Source organism: Flavobacterium aeripolare (assembly GCF_013294025.1).
Classification (GTDB): domain Bacteria; phylum Bacteroidota; class Bacteroidia; order Flavobacteriales; family Flavobacteriaceae; genus Flavobacterium.
The window spans coordinates 1-16482 of the sequence record NZ_JABSNL010000006.1 but is presented as its reverse complement, the minus strand read 5'-3'; the positions used below and the strand labels follow the sequence as shown (position 1 = coordinate 16482).

Here is a 16482-nt window from a genome sequence, read left to right as displayed (position 1 = left end):
AAAGCATAATAATACAATAGATTCCCCTATTTGCTTTGTAACTTAGCATACCAATTATGGAACTATAAAAGTAATACAACATGCAAACGATACTAGGCGCAAACGGAATTATAGGAGAAGAATTAGCTAGAGCATTACGCAATGATTATACACAAGACATAAAATTAGTAGGTCGTAACCCTAAGAAAGTACACCCAGAAGACCTTCTTTTTTCTGCTGATTTAATGAATGGTCAAAATGTTATTGAAGCCTTAGAAAACACCACAATCGCTTATTTAACAGTTGGATTAGCTTACGATTCAGAAATTTGGTTAACAGACTGGAAAATAGTTATGCAGAATGTGATTGAAGGATGCAAGATGAACGACTGTAAATTAGTATACTTTGACAATACATATGCCTATCCACAAAACGTGGGCATCCAAGTTGAATCCACACCCATGGACTCTAAGGGAAAGAAAGGAATAGGAAAACGACTTGCTGCAGAATTACTGCAAAAAGCAATTGACAATAACGAAATTGAAGCTGTGATTTGTCGGGCACCAGAGTTCTATGGACCAGGAAAAACTAAAGGTTTGACTAATATGATGGTTTTTGAAAGCTTGAGAGATGGAAAAGAACCAAAAGTTTTTTTAAGAGATGACAAACTTCGCACACTAATTTACACCCCTGACGCGAGCAAAGCAATGGCATTACTAGGAAATACAGAAGAGGCTTATGGACAAACTTGGCATTTACCTTGTGATGATAATAGGTTAACTTACAAACAATTTTTTGAAGAAATAGCTTCAAATCTTGGTCGCAAATTAGACTACAAAGTACTTAGCAGTTTCGTGCTAAAAGCAGGAGCCTTAGTTGATAAAAATTTAAAGGAAACTGCTGAGCTATTGCCTAGATACGAAGTTGATAATATATTTGACTCTAGCAAGTTTAAAACTAAATTTCCCAACTTTAAAGTGACAAGCTACAAAGAAGGAATTGCAAATATCATTAAGGATTTTGGAATTAAATAAAAAAAGGCTGAGTGATTTACAGTCAGCCTTTTTTGTTAATAGTATGCACTATTACAACAGTTTCTTCTCCATTACATAATCTTGCATTAGATATCCATTACCTATTGCTATATCCACTTCTTCAATGGTTTCAAATCCTAATTTATTATAGAAATTTAAAGCACTATTAAACCGGTTTACATTAAGTGATAAAGTACTTGCATCTATAGCCTCAGCTGCTTGCTGAACGGATTGTAACAACATTTTACCCAGTCCTTTTCCTTGTGTTTCAGGAAGCAAGTATATTTTATGAATATGGGTATTATTACTCTTTTTGAATTCATGTTCAAATGAAGTAAAACCAACACATTTTTCATTTTCGAATAAAAGAATGAATATATGTCCTTTAAGCTGCTTGCTTTCTAATAAGGTTTCAATTGAATAAAAGGAATCTAACATGAAATTTAATTGCTCCTCAACAAGTATTTCAGCATAGGTATGTGGCCATGTTTTATGGGCAATTTCTTGTACTAAATGGAGTTCATTATCTAATGCTTCTCGTATTGTGATCATAAAAATGAATTATTAAAATGAAAATATAATGCTTAAATAGAGCTATATATTACGTGGAATAAAGATAGCAAACTCTGCTCCTTCATTTGGCATCGAACTAACTTGTATGAAGCCATCATGGTTCTCTACAATTCGCTTACAAATTGCTAATCCAAGTCCGGTACCAGAATATTTCAAGTCTTTTTCAAGGCGATAAAATAAATTGAAAATTTTACTAGAATACTCTTGCTTAAAACCAATACCGTTATCAGCAACTACAATTTTGCAATACTCCTCATTTGAAATCACCTTACCCTCGTGTATTTCATTTTCGAATATCTGTTCTTCAAATAAAGCTATGTTCGGTGCAAGATCGTCCCTACTATATTTTAGCGAATTAGAAATAAGATTTATAAAAAGTTGTTCTATTTGAAACGGAATCACTTTTATAGTAGGCAAATTTTCTATAGATATAATTGCTTTTTTAGCTTCTATATTAAGTGCGAGGTCCTCTACGATTTGGTTTACAATTTCATTTAAATCAGTTTCAACAAATACTTTATCTCCTTTCACTGTTCGGGAGTAATTCACAAGATCAATCAGGAGTGTTTGCATCTTATTTGCCGACATCTTAATCTTAGTAAAATATACTTTCCCTTGATCAGAGATTTGGTCAATTTCCTTTGATTCGATGCGAGAAATAAACATTTGTATTTTATGCAAAGGCTCTTGTAAATCATGACTAACAATATTGTTAAATGATTCAAGCTCTTCGTTGATACTTTTTAATTCTTTATTGTTTTCTTCTAATTCAAGTGTTTTTTTATACTGCTCACTAATGTCATAGTTAACACCAGTTTTGATCATGTCTCCGTTGCTATTTCGAGTAAAACTACCTACAGACTGAATATATCTTATCGTACCATCAGGCAAGATATATCTAAACATCATCGTAGTAGGCTCGAGATCCTCCAGAGATTCACGATGAGAATTCAAGACAAAGTCAACATCATCAGGATGAATGTGCTTAGCAAAATTTTCTATAGTGGGATCAAAAGTTGCCGGATCTACCCCTAAGAGCCTCATGAAGTTATCTGAAAAACTGTACAGTTTTGTTTCTAAATCAATTTTCCAATGACCAAAACCTGCAATTTTTTCAGCATTGTTAAACGAGTGATTTAAAAATTGTAAGTCGTCGTTTGCTGTTTTCAATTCTTTGATATCTACATTCATCTTATTAAAAGAAAGCAATAAGATCAAGAGGGACAGGATAACGAGTAAAAAAGCACTAATGATTGAATCTTGAAGTTCAAATTGGTGGTTGTCGTTATGAATTTTGATTTTGTCGCCTTCGGCATTAATTGTTTTATAGACAAAGGTCTTCATGGATTCTGTAAAATCACTACTCTCTTTTAACTTGGTAATTAATTGGTCTTTGCCGGGGTTTTTACTTTCGGCAAGTAGTAAAGTCTCTCTAAATAGTGCAAACCTATAATCGATCATTTTCTTTAACTGATCAACATCTTTACTCCGAGCGGAATTGTTTGCAACTAGTTTTTTTATTCGAACAAAATTTCTGTCGATCTCACCCTTGCGTAAAAAACGGTGTTCGAGATACGCTTTATCTTTTGTAATGATATAGCTTCTTAAATTTGTTTCGTAGATGCTAATAATTGATAGCACACGTTCTAATTCAAGTTGTGTCTCTGTAGAATTGGTAATTAGATTAACCGAGGACTCTAAACTTTGCATCTGTTTGTAAAAAACAGATGCAATGTATCCAACAACCAAAATTGCTATTCCTAAAGCTATTTTGAATATTTGAGAGTTTCTATATAAACTTCTAAAATTCATTTTAGAACATTTAAATGCTAAAGAAAAAAGTTTCTTTGTTTAAACCAGACGAGTGAAATTGCCAGTTTATATTCAAAACCTCTTTTATGACTTTCTTAAGTTTAGTAAAATCGTTAGGCTTTTTAATGTAAATATTGGCTCCTTCGATAAAAGTTTCTTCAATATCCTTCTCTGAAGATGATGTAGAATAAATAGCAATTGACACCTCCTTAAAACGAGCATCAGCACGAATTTCTTTTAAGCATTCAAAACCTGATTTGTACGGCATGTTCAAATCCAGAAAGAGTATGTGTGGCATTATAATATCTGGTTGGGCTAGATATTCCATCAAGTCCTTACCGTCATTAAATAATGTTAATTTATTATTCATTTTAAGTTCCATCATTGCATCACTAAAGAAAGCGCGATCATCTTCATCGTCATCCGCAATCAAAATATGGATCGAGTCCTTGTGTGTAATCATAACTTTATCGTTTGTTTATTTGTAAGTATGTTTGCTTGTTTTTTAATTTGATAAATTCCTTCTTTTATCAACAATTCTCTTAAAAGCTGAAGGCGTTAAACCGGTAACTTTTTTAAACTGACTCGATAAATAAGCTACACTACTGTAGTTTAATTTATAAGAAACCTCAGTCAAGGTCAATTCATCTTCAATGATTAATTTTTTTGCCCTTTCTATTTTTTGAATAATAATAAAATTCTCAATTGAGGTGTATGTGTACTCAGAGAATATGTTGGTAATGTATCCATAGCTAAAATTTAGCTTATCAGCTAAATATTGAGAAATCGTTACTGACGGAAGTTTATCTTTTTCATAAACCATCTCTACAATTGCATCTTTAATCTTTTGTATTAGTTGGCTTTTCTCGTTACTTACAACAAATATAGAATATTTATTAAGTGCCTCTTGAAGCTGTGCTAAACTCTCCTTTGAAACAGAGTTTGCTATCTCAATTTCACCTAGCTCTAACAACTTGTAACTTATGTCTAATCTTTCTAGTTGTTCTTGTAAGATAACTCTACAAGCTACAATTCCATCATATTTAATATAGAGTCTCATCTAACTTTAAGTGTATTTATTAAACAAAATTGGTATAAATATATGCCAAAAATAATAATGGAGACAGAAATATCAGCCTTAAATTAAAATTTATTCTAATCGAAATTAACATTTGACGTAATTATCTGATTATAAACCAAATTAAAACCGCATCTTTTAACTCAAAATAAAATTATTTAAGCTACTAACCGTGAATCGTCTCTCCCTTACCGTAATTTGCAATTACAGAAGCTTCAAAATCGATCCATTCTCTCCAGCGCTTCTCTACATCAATTCCCGTACCATATTTGCGAGCATAGGTAATAAAAGTAGTGTAATGTCCTGCTTCACTTTCCATCAATTCTCTATAAAAAACAGCAAGTTCCTCATCTTTAATATTTTCAGACAAAATTTTAAATCGCTCGCAACTCCTCGCCTCGATCATCGCTGAAAATAATAATCGCTCTACTAAACTTGACACTCTACTGCCATTGTTGCTTTTTTTCATATATAAATACAACTCATTTACATAATCATCCTTGCGCTCTCGCCCTAATTTCATGCCACGCTTGATAATTATGTTATGAACCATTTCAAAGTGTTCAATCTCTTCTTTGGCTAAGGCCAATAAATCTTTGACCAAATCCTGATGTTCGGAATTTTGTGTGATTATTGTAATCGCATTTGTGGCTGCTTTTTGTTCGCACCACGCATGATCTGTCAAAATCTCCTCTATATTTTGTTCCACTATATTGACCCATCGAGGATCTGTAGGTAATTGCAATCGTAATACACCCATGATTTTTTGTTTAAAGTTTAAAGTTGTTTCATGTTTGAAGTTTCCAAAAAAAAAAGTTTAAGGTTCATTCTGTAATAAAATAGACTACCACAGAACTTTAAACCTTAAACTTTAAACTTTTTAAACCTAAAAATTTAGAAAACGAAGATTGCTCTTTCGCTCATCATTTCGTTTACTTCATTAGCTACTTCTTCGATAATATCCTCATCAGTATGATTTGATAAAACTTTATCAATTAAAGCAACGATAGTCTCCATGTCTTCCTCTACCAATCCACGTGTAGTAATTGCTGGAGTTCCCACACGAATTCCTGACGTTACAAATGGTGATTTATCATCAAACGGAACCATATTTTTATTCACTGTAATTTCAGCTTTTACAAGTGCATTCTCTGCCTCTTTTCCTGAAATCCCTTTATTTCTTAAGTCAATTAACATCATGTGGTTATCTGTACCACCAGAAATAATATTGTATCCTCTTTTTACAAAAGCATCTGCCATAGCATTTGCATTCTTTTGTAATTGCATCGCATAAGTAAAGAACTCATCTTTTAATGCTTCCCCAAATGCTACTGCTTTTGCAGCAATAATATGCATTAAAGGTCCCCCTTGATTTCCTGGAAATACAGCTAAATCTAAAAGTGAAGACATCATTCTAATATCTCCTTTTGGTGTTTTCAATCCCATTGGGTTTTCAAAATCTTTACCCATCAAGATCAATCCACCTCTTGGTCCACGCAATGTTTTGTGCGTTGTTGTAGAAACAATATGACAATGAGGAATAGGATCATTCATTAATCCCTTAGCAATTAAACCTGCAGGGTGAGAAATATCAGCAAATAAGATTGCTCCTACACTGTCAGCAATTATTCTAAAACGCTCAAAATCCATATCACGTGAGTAAGCAGAAGCTCCTGCAATGATTAATTTTGGTTGCTCTTTAGTAGCAATTTCTTGAATTTTATCATAATCTAAACGACCTGTTTCAGCATCTACTCCGTAAAAAACTGGCGTGTATAAACGTCCAGAAAAGTTTACAGGCGAACCATGTGTAAGGTGCCCTCCGTGTGATAAATCAAATCCTAAAATTTTATCTCCTGGCTGTAGACATGCGTGGTACACTGCTGTATTTGCTTGAGATCCTGAATGCGGCTGCACGTTAGCGTATACTGCGCCAAACAATTCTTTAGCTCTATCAATAGCAATTTGCTCGATAACATCTACTACCTCACATCCTCCATAATACCTCTTTCCAGGATATCCTTCAGCATATTTATTAGTTAACACTGAACCAGCAGCTTCCATAACTTCGTCACTTACAAAGTTTTCTGAAGCAATCAATTCTAATCCGTGTATTTGTCTTTCTTGTTCTTCTAGAATAAGGTCAAAAATTTGTTCGTCGCGTTGCATTTGTATGTTTTTAGTTAATTTGTAGCAAAAATACAAAAAAACGTTTGTCAAACTGCTAGATTATAATATATTTGAACTATAATTTTCAACAAAATAATTAACATATTATGCCAATATCAGCAAACGACACCAACCGCAAATCATGGTTAGAAGTACTAGAAAACAGTGATTTTCCAATTCAGAATATTCCTTTTGGAGTCTTTCTTACAAAAGAGAACGTTGTAACAGTAGGAACGAGAATTGGTGACTTTGCTATTGACTTAGGCGCGCTGCAACAACTTAATTACTTTGAAGGTATCGAGCTTACAGATGATATGTTTATGCAAGATACCTTGAACGACTTTATCTCTGACGGTAAAAAGACCTGGAGACTCGTTCGTAACCGCATTGCAGATATTTTTGATAGCAATAACCCTAAATTAAGAGATACTCAAAAACACCGTGATATTGTCATATTTGATATTGTAGATGTAGAAATGCAACTACCGGTACTTATAGGTGATTATACTGATTTTTATTCAAGTAAAGAGCATGCTACAAACGTAGGTAAAATGTTCCGCGACCCTGAAAATGCTTTATTATCTAACTGGTTGCACATTCCGGTAGGTTACCATGGTAGAAGTTCGACTATCGTTCCGTCAGGAATTCCGGTTCATAGACCAATCGGTCAAACATTACCTGCCGGTGAAAACACACCTGTTTTTGGTCCTTCTCGATTAATCGATTTCGAACTAGAAACTGCTTTTATTACTACAGATGCTAATGTTATGGGAGAAATGATTCCTATTAACGAAGCCGAAGATTATATTTTTGGTATGGTATTACTGAATGACTGGAGCGCTCGTGACATTCAAAAATGGGAATACGTGCCGCTAGGACCCTTCTTAGCTAAAAACTTCGCCTCGTCAATCTCACCTTGGATTGTTACTATGGATGCCCTTGAGCCTTTTAGAGTTCCTGGACCAAAACAAAATCCAAGTCCGTTACCTTATTTATTACAAAAAGGAAAACACTCTTTTGATATTAATCTAGAAGTTGCCATACAACCAGAAGATGCCGAACCTACAGTAGTAAGCCGCTCTAATTTTAAATACATGTACTGGACAATGAACCAGCAGTTAACGCATCACACCTCAAATGGTTGCCGTGTGAACTCTGGTGATATGATGGGATCAGGAACTATTTCAGGACCTACTCCAGATAGCTACGGATCAATGCTAGAACTTACATGGGGAGGTAAAAACCCAATCACACTTAACGACGGTACAGAACGTAAATTTATAAATGATAACGATACTGTTATCATGAAAGGTTTTTGTAAAAACAGCCAAGTGCGCATTGGTTTTGGAGAAGTTTCTTCAAAATTATTACCACCATTTGTACGCAAATAATACAAAGTACACTCTAAACAAAAAGTGCCATTTCGTATCGAAATGGCACTTTTTTTATGCTATAATTTAAGTTTAAAAACGCTAAATTAAGATCTTATTTATTTCCTTTTTCAAAGTCAGCAACAAATTGCGCTAAACCTATATCAGTTAAAGGGTGTTTCAATAAACCGTAAATTGCAGAAAGTGGTCCAGTCATAACGTCAGCACCAATTTTTGCACAGTTCACAATGTGCATGGTATGACGAACAGATGCAGCAAGAATTTGCGTTTCGTAACCGTAGTTATCATAGATTTCTCTAATTTCTTCAATTAGTACAAGACCATCAGTAGACACATCATCAAGACGACCAATGAACGGAGAAACATAAGTTGCTCCAGCTTTTGCAGCTAGTAAAGCTTGACCTGCTGAGAAAACTAATGTTACATTTGTTTTAATTTCTCTATCTGAGAAATATTTAGCAGCCATAATACCTTCCTTAGTCATAGGTAATTTAACTACGATTTGCTCATGTAATTCAGCAAGTTCTTCTCCTTCTTTAATCATTCCGTCATAGTCAAGTGCATTTACTTCAGCACTAACATCTCCTTCTACAAGGTTACAAATGTCAACATAATGCTTCAAGATATTATCTTTTCCAGTGATTCCTTCCTTAGCCATCAATGATGGATTTGTAGTTACCCCATCTAAAACTCCTAATGCTTGTGCTTCTTTAATTTGAGCTAAATTAGCCGTGTCAATAAAAAACTTCATAATTCTATATTTAATTAATTGTGTGTTTGTATTTGGGCGTGCCCCAAGGGTCAGGCTTTTCATTGCAATCTTTTATTTTTTAAAGAAAAAAAATAAAAGGATTTCCACTTCAATCCTTCACGCAAAATCACGGTAAAATTACAACTTATAATGGTTCATTAATATTTTTTCATACATTTTATCAGGAAGTATTCTCTTTAATACAACAGATATTTTTTGCATAAATGCGCCAACCTTATAATGAATTTTAGGCTCCTTTGTTTGAATAATTTTATAAACTGCCTCAGCCATTTGGTTAGGATTACTTCCACCATCTACATGCGCATCCATTGTACGCAATGATTCTCCATAAGAATTTTCATATGCAGATCCCTTAATCACCGGAGCATGGTAACGTCCTGATGCTATATTAGTAGCAAAGTCACCTGGCGCAACATTTGTAATGTGAATACCAAATGATTTCACTTCCATTCTTACTGATTCTGTAACAATTTCAAGAGCGCCTTTTGATGCTGAGTACATCGAGCGATAAGGTAATCCCATATAACCTGCAATCGAAGTTACATTTATAATTAAACCTGATTTTTGCTTGCGCATTTGTGGCAAAACGGCTTTCATTACTTCAATGGGACCAAAAAAATTAGTGTCGAAGTGATTTTTCATTTCGATTGATGGGATTTCCTCAAGAGGACCAGTGATTCCCACACCCGCATTATTGATTACAACATCTATTTTACCTGTGATTGCGATAACCTTAGCTATTGCAGTTGCAATTGTTTCTGGATTGCGTACATCTAGTGCTATTAATGGAAAAACTGAATTCAAAATACGATCAGGATTTCTACTGGTTCCATACACTATAAATCCTTTATGATGTAAAAACTCTCCGATAGATTTCCCAATTCCAGAAGAACCACCAGTAATCAATACTACTTTATTCATTAATTCCTTTTTTTTATAATAGCGGCAATACAATAGTACAGAACGCTAATTTGGATACGCCAAAAATAAAAAAATCCTCCTAATGGAAGACTATTATTAACTTTATTTTCGATAAATATTAAAAAATTGACAAAAAAAAATCTGACTCGCCGTAACGAACAGATTGTAAAAAATGGCAAGCGACCTACATCGCACCGCTCAACCACGTACCCTTGCTATGTTCCCATCCTGGGGGAGTCTGCAGGAGCTGGTCGTGTAGGACTTGCCGGTGCAAATATACAACCTTTTTATATTTTTGCAAGCCCTTTGTGCTCTAAAAATAACATTGTATATTGCTATAGTCAAAAAATCAAAACATGAAAAAATATAACTTACTATCTATCATTTTATTAGGTATTACTCTAAGTAACTGTGGCGACACAAAAAAAAATGAAAATTCTTTATTTACTTTCAACGATAGCACTTTTAAGGCCAAATACATTAGCACAGACGCTCTTAATTTAGACATCACTAATCCTAGTGCTAAGGAAATTGACAGTATTGTCTATTTTGTCAATGAAAGTAAGGTAGCTACTGTAAAAGGTGCAAAGTCACTATCATTTCCTTTAAAAGATCAAAAGCTAGGATACCAAAACCTAAAAGCATTAGTATACTATGATGGTAACAATGCCGAAACTACTGCTAGAATCGAACTTGTATCAGCAATACAACCTAAGCCCTTAAAATACACAATCATCAATACCTATCCTCACGATACCTTAGCTTTTACTGAGGGACTTGAGTTTCATGATGGTGCTTTATTTGAAAGTACCGGTCAAAAAGGTAGTTCTTACTTTAGAAAGATAGACTATAAAACCGGTAAAGTATTGAATCAGGTAAATCTTGAGGATCAATATTTTGGTGAAGGAATTACTTTCTTAAATGGGAAATTGTACCAATTGACTTGGCAGGAAAAAACTGGTTTTATTTATGATGCAACTACTTTAAAATTAGAAAAGAAATTCACATACACCAAGGACATCGAAGGATGGGGAATGACAAATGATGGTAAAAATATCTATCAGTCTGATGGTACAGAGAAAATCTGGACTACAAATCCTGAAACGCAAGAATTAACTAGCTACATTAATGTTTATGCAGGCGATACAAAAATCAAGCAAATCAACGAATTAGAATATATCAACGGAAAATTTTATGCTAATGTTTGGCAAAAAGATGCCATTGCTGTCGTTGATCCACAAACTGGATCTGTTGAGCAAATTATCGACATGTCAGGATTAAGAAAACTTGTAAAAAACAGCACTGCAGAAGTTTTAAATGGAATCGCTTATAACCCAAGTACTAAAACTATTTTTGTTACAGGTAAAAACTGGGATAGCCTATTTGAAATTAAAGTTTCAGAATAGTGGCATTACAACTATTTTTGCTGAACAATATATAATAATTGTAGCAAGCGCTTGTATACCTATAGAATAAACATTCATCACTGCTGATAAGCATTTAAGAGACCACTCTCCTACTTTTGAAGAGAATTATGGTACCGTTTAGAAAAGCAAAAACACAAATTATTACATAAAAAAAGAGGAGCAATTTGCTCCTCTTTTTTATTATATTATAACTATTGCTACCTATCTTAAAGTAAAACTAGTTTTAGCAATTAAAACGTTTTTATCAAATACATTTACAAAGTACGTTCCTTTTACAAAATCTTTACCAGGTAAATCCTCGCTTACTTGTACTGTTTTATTTTCGTACTTAACATTTGTAATAAAACTATACACTAGAGAGCTATCCCCAAAGTATTCTGTTTTCTTATTCCCTAAAACATTGCTTTTACTATCAATTACTTGAACGTAATACGTTTTATCACCTGATCTTGCGATTTGATTTTCGGCGATTGTAAAACTAATTTTAAGAACATCTGCTCTACTCGCTTTATCAGTTTCAATTTGTTTTCCTGAATTACGCATTTTATAGGCTGACGTTTTCATGTTCAAGATCGTTAATCTCGCTCCTTTTTCTACAGCTTTAGAAAGTTCTTCATTTTGACCTACTAATACTTCGTTGTATTTTTTAGCCTCTCCAAGAACAACTACAGTACTATCGCGCTGAGAAGTTACCACAGCATTTTCTTTTTTCAATCCTTCGTTTTCAGCCATTAAGACTTTCATATTAGACTGTAATGCAAAAAATTGCTTTTTGTATTTAGCCAATGATGCTACATCACCTTTTGACTTTTTTAAGTCGGTAATTAAGTTAACAACCTTGTCTCTCTCTTGAATTAATTCATCAGACATAGAAGTGTTCTCAGCAATTGCTGCATCGTAAGTCGCTTTTAGCTCCTGTAAATCTTTCATTACAGAATCTTTTTCAGATACCGTACTTTTTAATTCTGTTTGTACTACTTCTGCATCAGAAGTTGCTTTAAAAATGTAAATTAAACTACCTGTTAGTAAGACTGCTAAGACGGCGATAATGGCCTTTAGACTTGAATTGCTGCGTTGATTTTCCATGATTTAAATTATTATTTTTTTCAAATTTAACAATATATATTTAAGTTATAACGTAAGTTAACACAATTATATTATTTTTGAAAAAATATAATTTGTTATGGAAAAACTCAAGCTTTACACCGCCAATGACCTTGCTAAGGTGACTAATCATAGAAGTGGGGAAATAAAATTTGGCGAAAAAATGCTCACAGTACCCAAGGGAACTGATCCAGTGCATTTTTTAGAAGCTACAGAGGCAAAATACGTCATCCTTGGAATTCCTGAGGATATTGGTATTCGAGCAAATTTTGGTCGTCCAGGAGCAGCATCTGCTTGGGAATCGGCAATGAAAAACATAGCAAACATTCAACATAATCGCTTTTGTAAAGGAAGTCACATCCTTATATTGGGAGCAATTGATGTTGCAGACGAAATGAAAGAGGTCGAAAACCTGGATTTTAACGACATTGACGATAGATCTAAATTAAGCCAACTCGTAGAGCGAATCGACAAGGAGGTTTCACATATTATTTTTACTATAATCAAAGCCGGCAAAACCCCTATAATTATAGGAGGCGGACACAATAATTCTTACGGTAATATAAAAGGTACCGCTCTAGCAAAAGGAAAACCTATCAATGCAATCAATTTTGACGCGCATTCTGATTTTAGAATACTTGAAGGCAGACACAGCGGAAACGGATTTTCTTATGCCTATGAAGAAGGCTTCTTAAAAAAATATTTCATCTTTGGTTTACACGAAAATTATACTTCGAAAAGCGTTTTAGACTTAATCAAAAAAACAGAAGATCGTGTACGCTATACCACCTATGACAGTATTAAAATTCGAAAAGAAAAATCATTCGATCACGAACTTACAACAGCTCTTGAATTTGTAAAGTCAGATTTTTTTGGAATCGAAATAGACTTAGATGCTATTCCTAACATTGCTAGTAGTGCCATGACACCTAGTGGATTCTCTGTTGAACAACTGCGTCAGTTTATTTCTTTCTGTGGTAAAAGTAAAAATGCAAGCTACATTCATATCTGTGAAGGAGCGCCAGATTTGGGGGAAGAAAAGAACAACCACCTTATTGGTAAATTAATTGGCTACCTCGTAACTGATTTCATAAAATCAAATCAATAATTGAACTGATATTCAACAAAATTTATCGAGTCGATAATTAACACTATCTTTGCCGCACTATCATGTACTTAATACAAGGTATTTAATATCAAAAATATGTTATTCGAAGATTTATCACTTTCAAAAAGTATTCAAAAAGCCGTTTATGAAGAAGGCTATACTAACCCTACGCCTATCCAAGAGCAATCTATTCCACTAGTATTAGCAGGAAAAGATTTAATTGGATGTGCACAAACAGGAACAGGAAAGACAGCAGCATTTGCTATCCCAATTATACATCAATTACACCGTATTGTAGGTTCGTCAAAAAAAGCCAAACAAATTAGAGCATTAGTGGTAACTCCTACAAGAGAGCTAGCTGTTCAAATTGGTCAAAGCTTTGACACTTATGCAAAATATACAAATTTAACTCAGCTTACAATCTTTGGGGGTGTTTCTCAAAACCCACAAGTTGACACTTTAAAAAACGGTGTTGATATATTGATTGCTACACCAGGTAGACTTTTAGATTTACACAAACAAGGTTTTATCGACTTTGATAATTTACATACATTAGTATTAGACGAAGCAGATCAAATGCTAGACATGGGATTTGTAAACGATGTAAAGAAAATTGTAAAGCTTACTCCAAAGAACAGACAGACATTGTTTTTCTCTGCCACGATGCCAATTGCCATTAGAGAATTAGCTGAAATGTTTTTAACTAATCCTGAAACTGTCACTGTTTCTCCAGTATCATCAACAGCAGAAAACGTAGAACAAAAGGTTTATTTTGTTGAGAAGACAGAGAAAAGAAACCTACTTTATCATTTAATAAAAAATGATAATCTATCTAATGTTCTTGTTTTTTCAAGAACAAAGCACGGTGCTGACAACGTAGTTAAAGCCTTACGCAAAAACAATATTGTTGCAGAAGCCATTCACGGAGATAAATCTCAAAATGCGAGACAACGCGTTCTAGAAGCTTTTAAAAATAAAGAAGTTGGTGTGCTTGTAGCTACTGACATTGCTGCAAGAGGAATTGACATTGATCAATTACCCTTTGTAATCAACTTTGACCTACCTAATATCCCCGAGACTTATGTACACCGTATAGGTAGAACGGGTCGCGCTGGAAATGGTGGTGTTGCTATATCGTTTTGTAGTAAAGACGAACATGCTTACTGGAAAGACATCCAAAAATTAATCAAAGTAGATGTTGAAACGGTAAAAGAACATCCTTACCCATGGCATTCAGGAAGTCCAGAAACAGCTTCGGGAACTTCAAACCAACCTAAGAATTCAAATAGAAGCGGTGGTGCTCACAAGTCAAGAAAATCAGCGACTTCTAAATCAAATAAAAAGAGATGGTATTAACATAACCTTTTCTTCACTATTACAAAAGTGCCTTTCATTTTACTGAAAGGCACTTTTTTTATAAGACAAAGCATTAAATGCAGTTTAAAATAGATCTTAATTAAACGTTGGGCTTTGGTGCGTGTAGTTTCCCAACTGATTTTGCTACGATTGTAGCAATAGTAGAGTCACTAGTAATATTAACTACCGTACGACACATATCTAATGGACGGTCTATAGCAAAAATTAATGCCAATCCCGCTTCTGGTATACCTGCTTGTCCCAAGACAATCACTAGCATCACCATGCCTGCACTAGGAACCGCGGCTGAACCTATAGAAGCTAAAGTTGCCGTTACTACAATCATCAATTGTGTATTTAAATCTAAAGGAACGGGCAACATTGCTTGTGCTATAAAGATAGCTGCGACTGCTTGATATAAACTTGTTCCATCCATATTTACAGTAGCACCTAGAGGCAATACAAAACTAGCAACCTCATCGTCTACTCCTAAATCAGTGACACATTCCATAGTAACCGGCAGTGTCGCCGCACTAGAGCTAGTAGAAAAAGCTAGCAGCTGCGCTGGAGCAATCGCTTTAAAAAATGTTATCGGATTTACTCGAGCAAAAATCAATAATAATGATGGATAAAACACAAACGCCATGAATGCTAATCCTGTTAAAACCGTTAAGCCATATATGCCTAATGCTCCTAATGTGCTGAAATCAGGAATTTCTGCCATTAGTGCCGCCATCAAGGCAAATACACCTATGGGCGAAGCAAGCATAATGATATCGATTATTTTCATGATCACGTCATTCAACCCTTTAAAGAAATCAACTACAGGTTTGGCTTTTTCTTCTTCGATTAAAATTAAACCTATCCCAATTAAGATAACAAATAGTATCACCTTTAACATACTACCATTATCACTTAAGGCGGCAAAAAAATTATCAGGCACTATATCTACTAATGGCTGTAGTGGCCCACTATTTTTTGCCTGTTCAGCCATTGCAATCTTTTGATTAGCGTCACCAGAGAAGCTTTCGAGTAAAGACACTCTAGACGCTTCATTGATATACTTTCCTGGTTTGATTACATTAGCCAGTCCTAAACCAACCGTTATTGCTATTATTGTCGAACATAAATAAAACAAAACGGTTCGTCCTCCTAGTCTGGAGATTTTAGCGATATCCTTTAAATCACTAAGTCCTACAATTAGGGAAACCACAATTAAGGGAACAGCAATCATCTTTAATAAGTTGATAAAAATAGTTCCAAATGGCTTGATCCAGTCCACTACAAATTGGTTAAAATCTAAGTTTTTCATTATAATTCCGAAAAGCAGACCTAGAGCCATCGCAATTAAAATTTTCCAATGTAGTGCTAGTTTCTTCATAGTAGTATTTCAATTAAATTTTGTTTTTTAGCAATCAGCATATAACAAGTTATAACGACCACAATCTACCAATAATAATAGAAATCAACATCCTAATATCTAGTTTTAACAGTATTAGATCAAGATACCACATAAAAAAACTCCTCACGATGGAGGAGTTTCTTTTATATTTTAAAACTGTCCCGTCCTGAAATAGCGATACACAAAAAGTATCCTTATGGAAAAACATGAAGAAACACGCTATGTTAAGCGTACCCAAAAAGATTACTCAATGTCTTTTAAATTACAAATTGTTCAAGAAATTGAACGAGGAATTACTACCATTTCTCAAGTTAAAAAAGAATACGGGATTCAGTCTCGGGCTACTATTGTGCAAT

The 16482-nt window shown here is 34.1% G+C and carries 15 protein-coding genes and 1 other RNA gene; 5 read left to right on the top strand and 11 right to left on the bottom strand.

Going from position 1 to position 16482, the window contains the following annotated elements; genetic code table 11:
- The first annotated feature begins 80 nt into the window (after positions 1-80).
- Positions 81-1013, top strand: coding sequence for an NAD-dependent epimerase/dehydratase family protein (locus HNQ00_RS08305; protein ID WP_173837867.1), 933 nt, complete (start codon positions 81-83; stop codon positions 1011-1013).
- A gap of 51 nt (positions 1014-1064) precedes the next feature.
- Here HNQ00_RS08305 and HNQ00_RS08300 read toward each other — a convergent pair whose 3' ends face one another.
- From HNQ00_RS08300 to glyA, 6 genes are all read right to left on the bottom strand, one after another.
- On the bottom strand, positions 1065-1565 hold the full coding sequence (locus HNQ00_RS08300) for a GNAT family N-acetyltransferase (protein WP_173837866.1): 501 nt from the start codon (positions 1563-1565) through the stop codon (positions 1065-1067).
- Positions 1566-1607: 42 nt separating this feature from the next.
- Positions 1608-3398 carry an ATP-binding protein gene (locus HNQ00_RS08295; protein WP_173837865.1) on the bottom strand — a complete coding sequence of 597 codons (1791 nt, stop codon included), beginning with the start codon at positions 3396-3398 and terminating at the stop codon, positions 1608-1610.
- Positions 3399-3408: 10 nt separating this feature from the next.
- Positions 3409-3861 carry a response regulator gene (locus HNQ00_RS08290; RefSeq protein ID WP_173837864.1) on the bottom strand — a complete coding sequence of 151 codons (453 nt, stop codon included), beginning with the start codon at positions 3859-3861 and terminating at the stop codon, positions 3409-3411.
- A 42-nt stretch (positions 3862-3903) separates the two neighbouring features.
- Positions 3904-4458 carry a helix-turn-helix domain-containing protein gene (locus tag HNQ00_RS08285; protein WP_173837863.1) on the bottom strand — a complete coding sequence of 185 codons (555 nt, stop codon included), beginning with the start codon at positions 4456-4458 and terminating at the stop codon, positions 3904-3906.
- 184 nt (positions 4459-4642) lie between these two features.
- Positions 4643-5236 (bottom strand): MiaE family protein, encoded by a 594-nt coding sequence (locus HNQ00_RS08280; protein ID WP_173837862.1) that lies wholly within the window; start codon positions 5234-5236, stop codon positions 4643-4645.
- Positions 5237-5370: 134 nt separating this feature from the next.
- Positions 5371-6645: a serine hydroxymethyltransferase gene (gene glyA, locus HNQ00_RS08275; RefSeq protein WP_173837861.1), complete on the bottom strand. Its 1275-nt coding sequence runs from the start codon at positions 6643-6645 to the stop codon at positions 5371-5373.
- Between the two features lie 107 nt (positions 6646-6752).
- Between glyA and fahA the strand changes: the two genes are divergently transcribed.
- Entirely contained in the window at positions 6753-8036 is a 1284-nt protein-coding gene (fahA, locus tag HNQ00_RS08270) for a fumarylacetoacetase (RefSeq protein ID WP_173837860.1), read from the top strand.
- Between the two features lie 94 nt (positions 8037-8130).
- Here the strand turns inward: fahA and fsa are convergent, their stop codons facing one another.
- The 3 genes from fsa to ffs form a co-directional block, all read right to left on the bottom strand.
- Positions 8131-8787 carry a fructose-6-phosphate aldolase gene (gene fsa, locus HNQ00_RS08265; protein ID WP_173837859.1) on the bottom strand — a complete coding sequence of 219 codons (657 nt, stop codon included), beginning with the start codon at positions 8785-8787 and terminating at the stop codon, positions 8131-8133.
- 138 nt (positions 8788-8925) lie between these two features.
- Positions 8926-9729 (bottom strand): SDR family oxidoreductase, encoded by an 804-nt coding sequence (locus tag HNQ00_RS08260; RefSeq protein WP_173837858.1) that lies wholly within the window; start codon positions 9727-9729, stop codon positions 8926-8928.
- A 170-nt stretch (positions 9730-9899) separates the two neighbouring features.
- An RNA gene (ffs, locus tag HNQ00_RS08255) (signal recognition particle sRNA small type) lies at positions 9900-9997 on the bottom strand.
- A gap of 88 nt (positions 9998-10085) precedes the next feature.
- On the opposite strand from ffs, the gene HNQ00_RS08250 reads away from it, so the two are divergent.
- Entirely contained in the window at positions 10086-11135 is a 1050-nt protein-coding gene (locus HNQ00_RS08250; RefSeq protein ID WP_173837857.1) for a glutaminyl-peptide cyclotransferase, read from the top strand.
- 222 nt (positions 11136-11357) lie between these two features.
- On the opposite strand, the gene HNQ00_RS08245 is transcribed toward HNQ00_RS08250, so the two are convergent.
- Positions 11358-12242 carry a hypothetical protein gene (locus HNQ00_RS08245; protein WP_173837856.1) on the bottom strand — a complete coding sequence of 295 codons (885 nt, stop codon included), beginning with the start codon at positions 12240-12242 and terminating at the stop codon, positions 11358-11360.
- A gap of 97 nt (positions 12243-12339) precedes the next feature.
- Here HNQ00_RS08245 and HNQ00_RS08240 point away from each other — a divergent pair, with 97 nt between their 5' ends.
- Positions 12340-13368, top strand: coding sequence for a formimidoylglutamase (locus tag HNQ00_RS08240; RefSeq protein ID WP_173837855.1), 1029 nt, complete (start codon positions 12340-12342; stop codon positions 13366-13368).
- Positions 13369-13464: 96 nt separating this feature from the next.
- Complete coding sequence (locus tag HNQ00_RS08235; protein ID WP_173837854.1) at positions 13465-14724, top strand: DEAD/DEAH box helicase; 1260 nt, start codon at positions 13465-13467, stop codon at positions 14722-14724.
- Positions 14725-14824: 100 nt separating this feature from the next.
- Here the strand turns inward: HNQ00_RS08235 and HNQ00_RS08230 are convergent, their stop codons facing one another.
- A complete protein-coding gene (locus tag HNQ00_RS08230) occupies positions 14825-16105 on the bottom strand; it encodes a dicarboxylate/amino acid:cation symporter (protein ID WP_173837853.1) in 1281 nt (426 codons plus the stop codon).
- Positions 16106-16482: the final 377 nt, after the last annotated feature.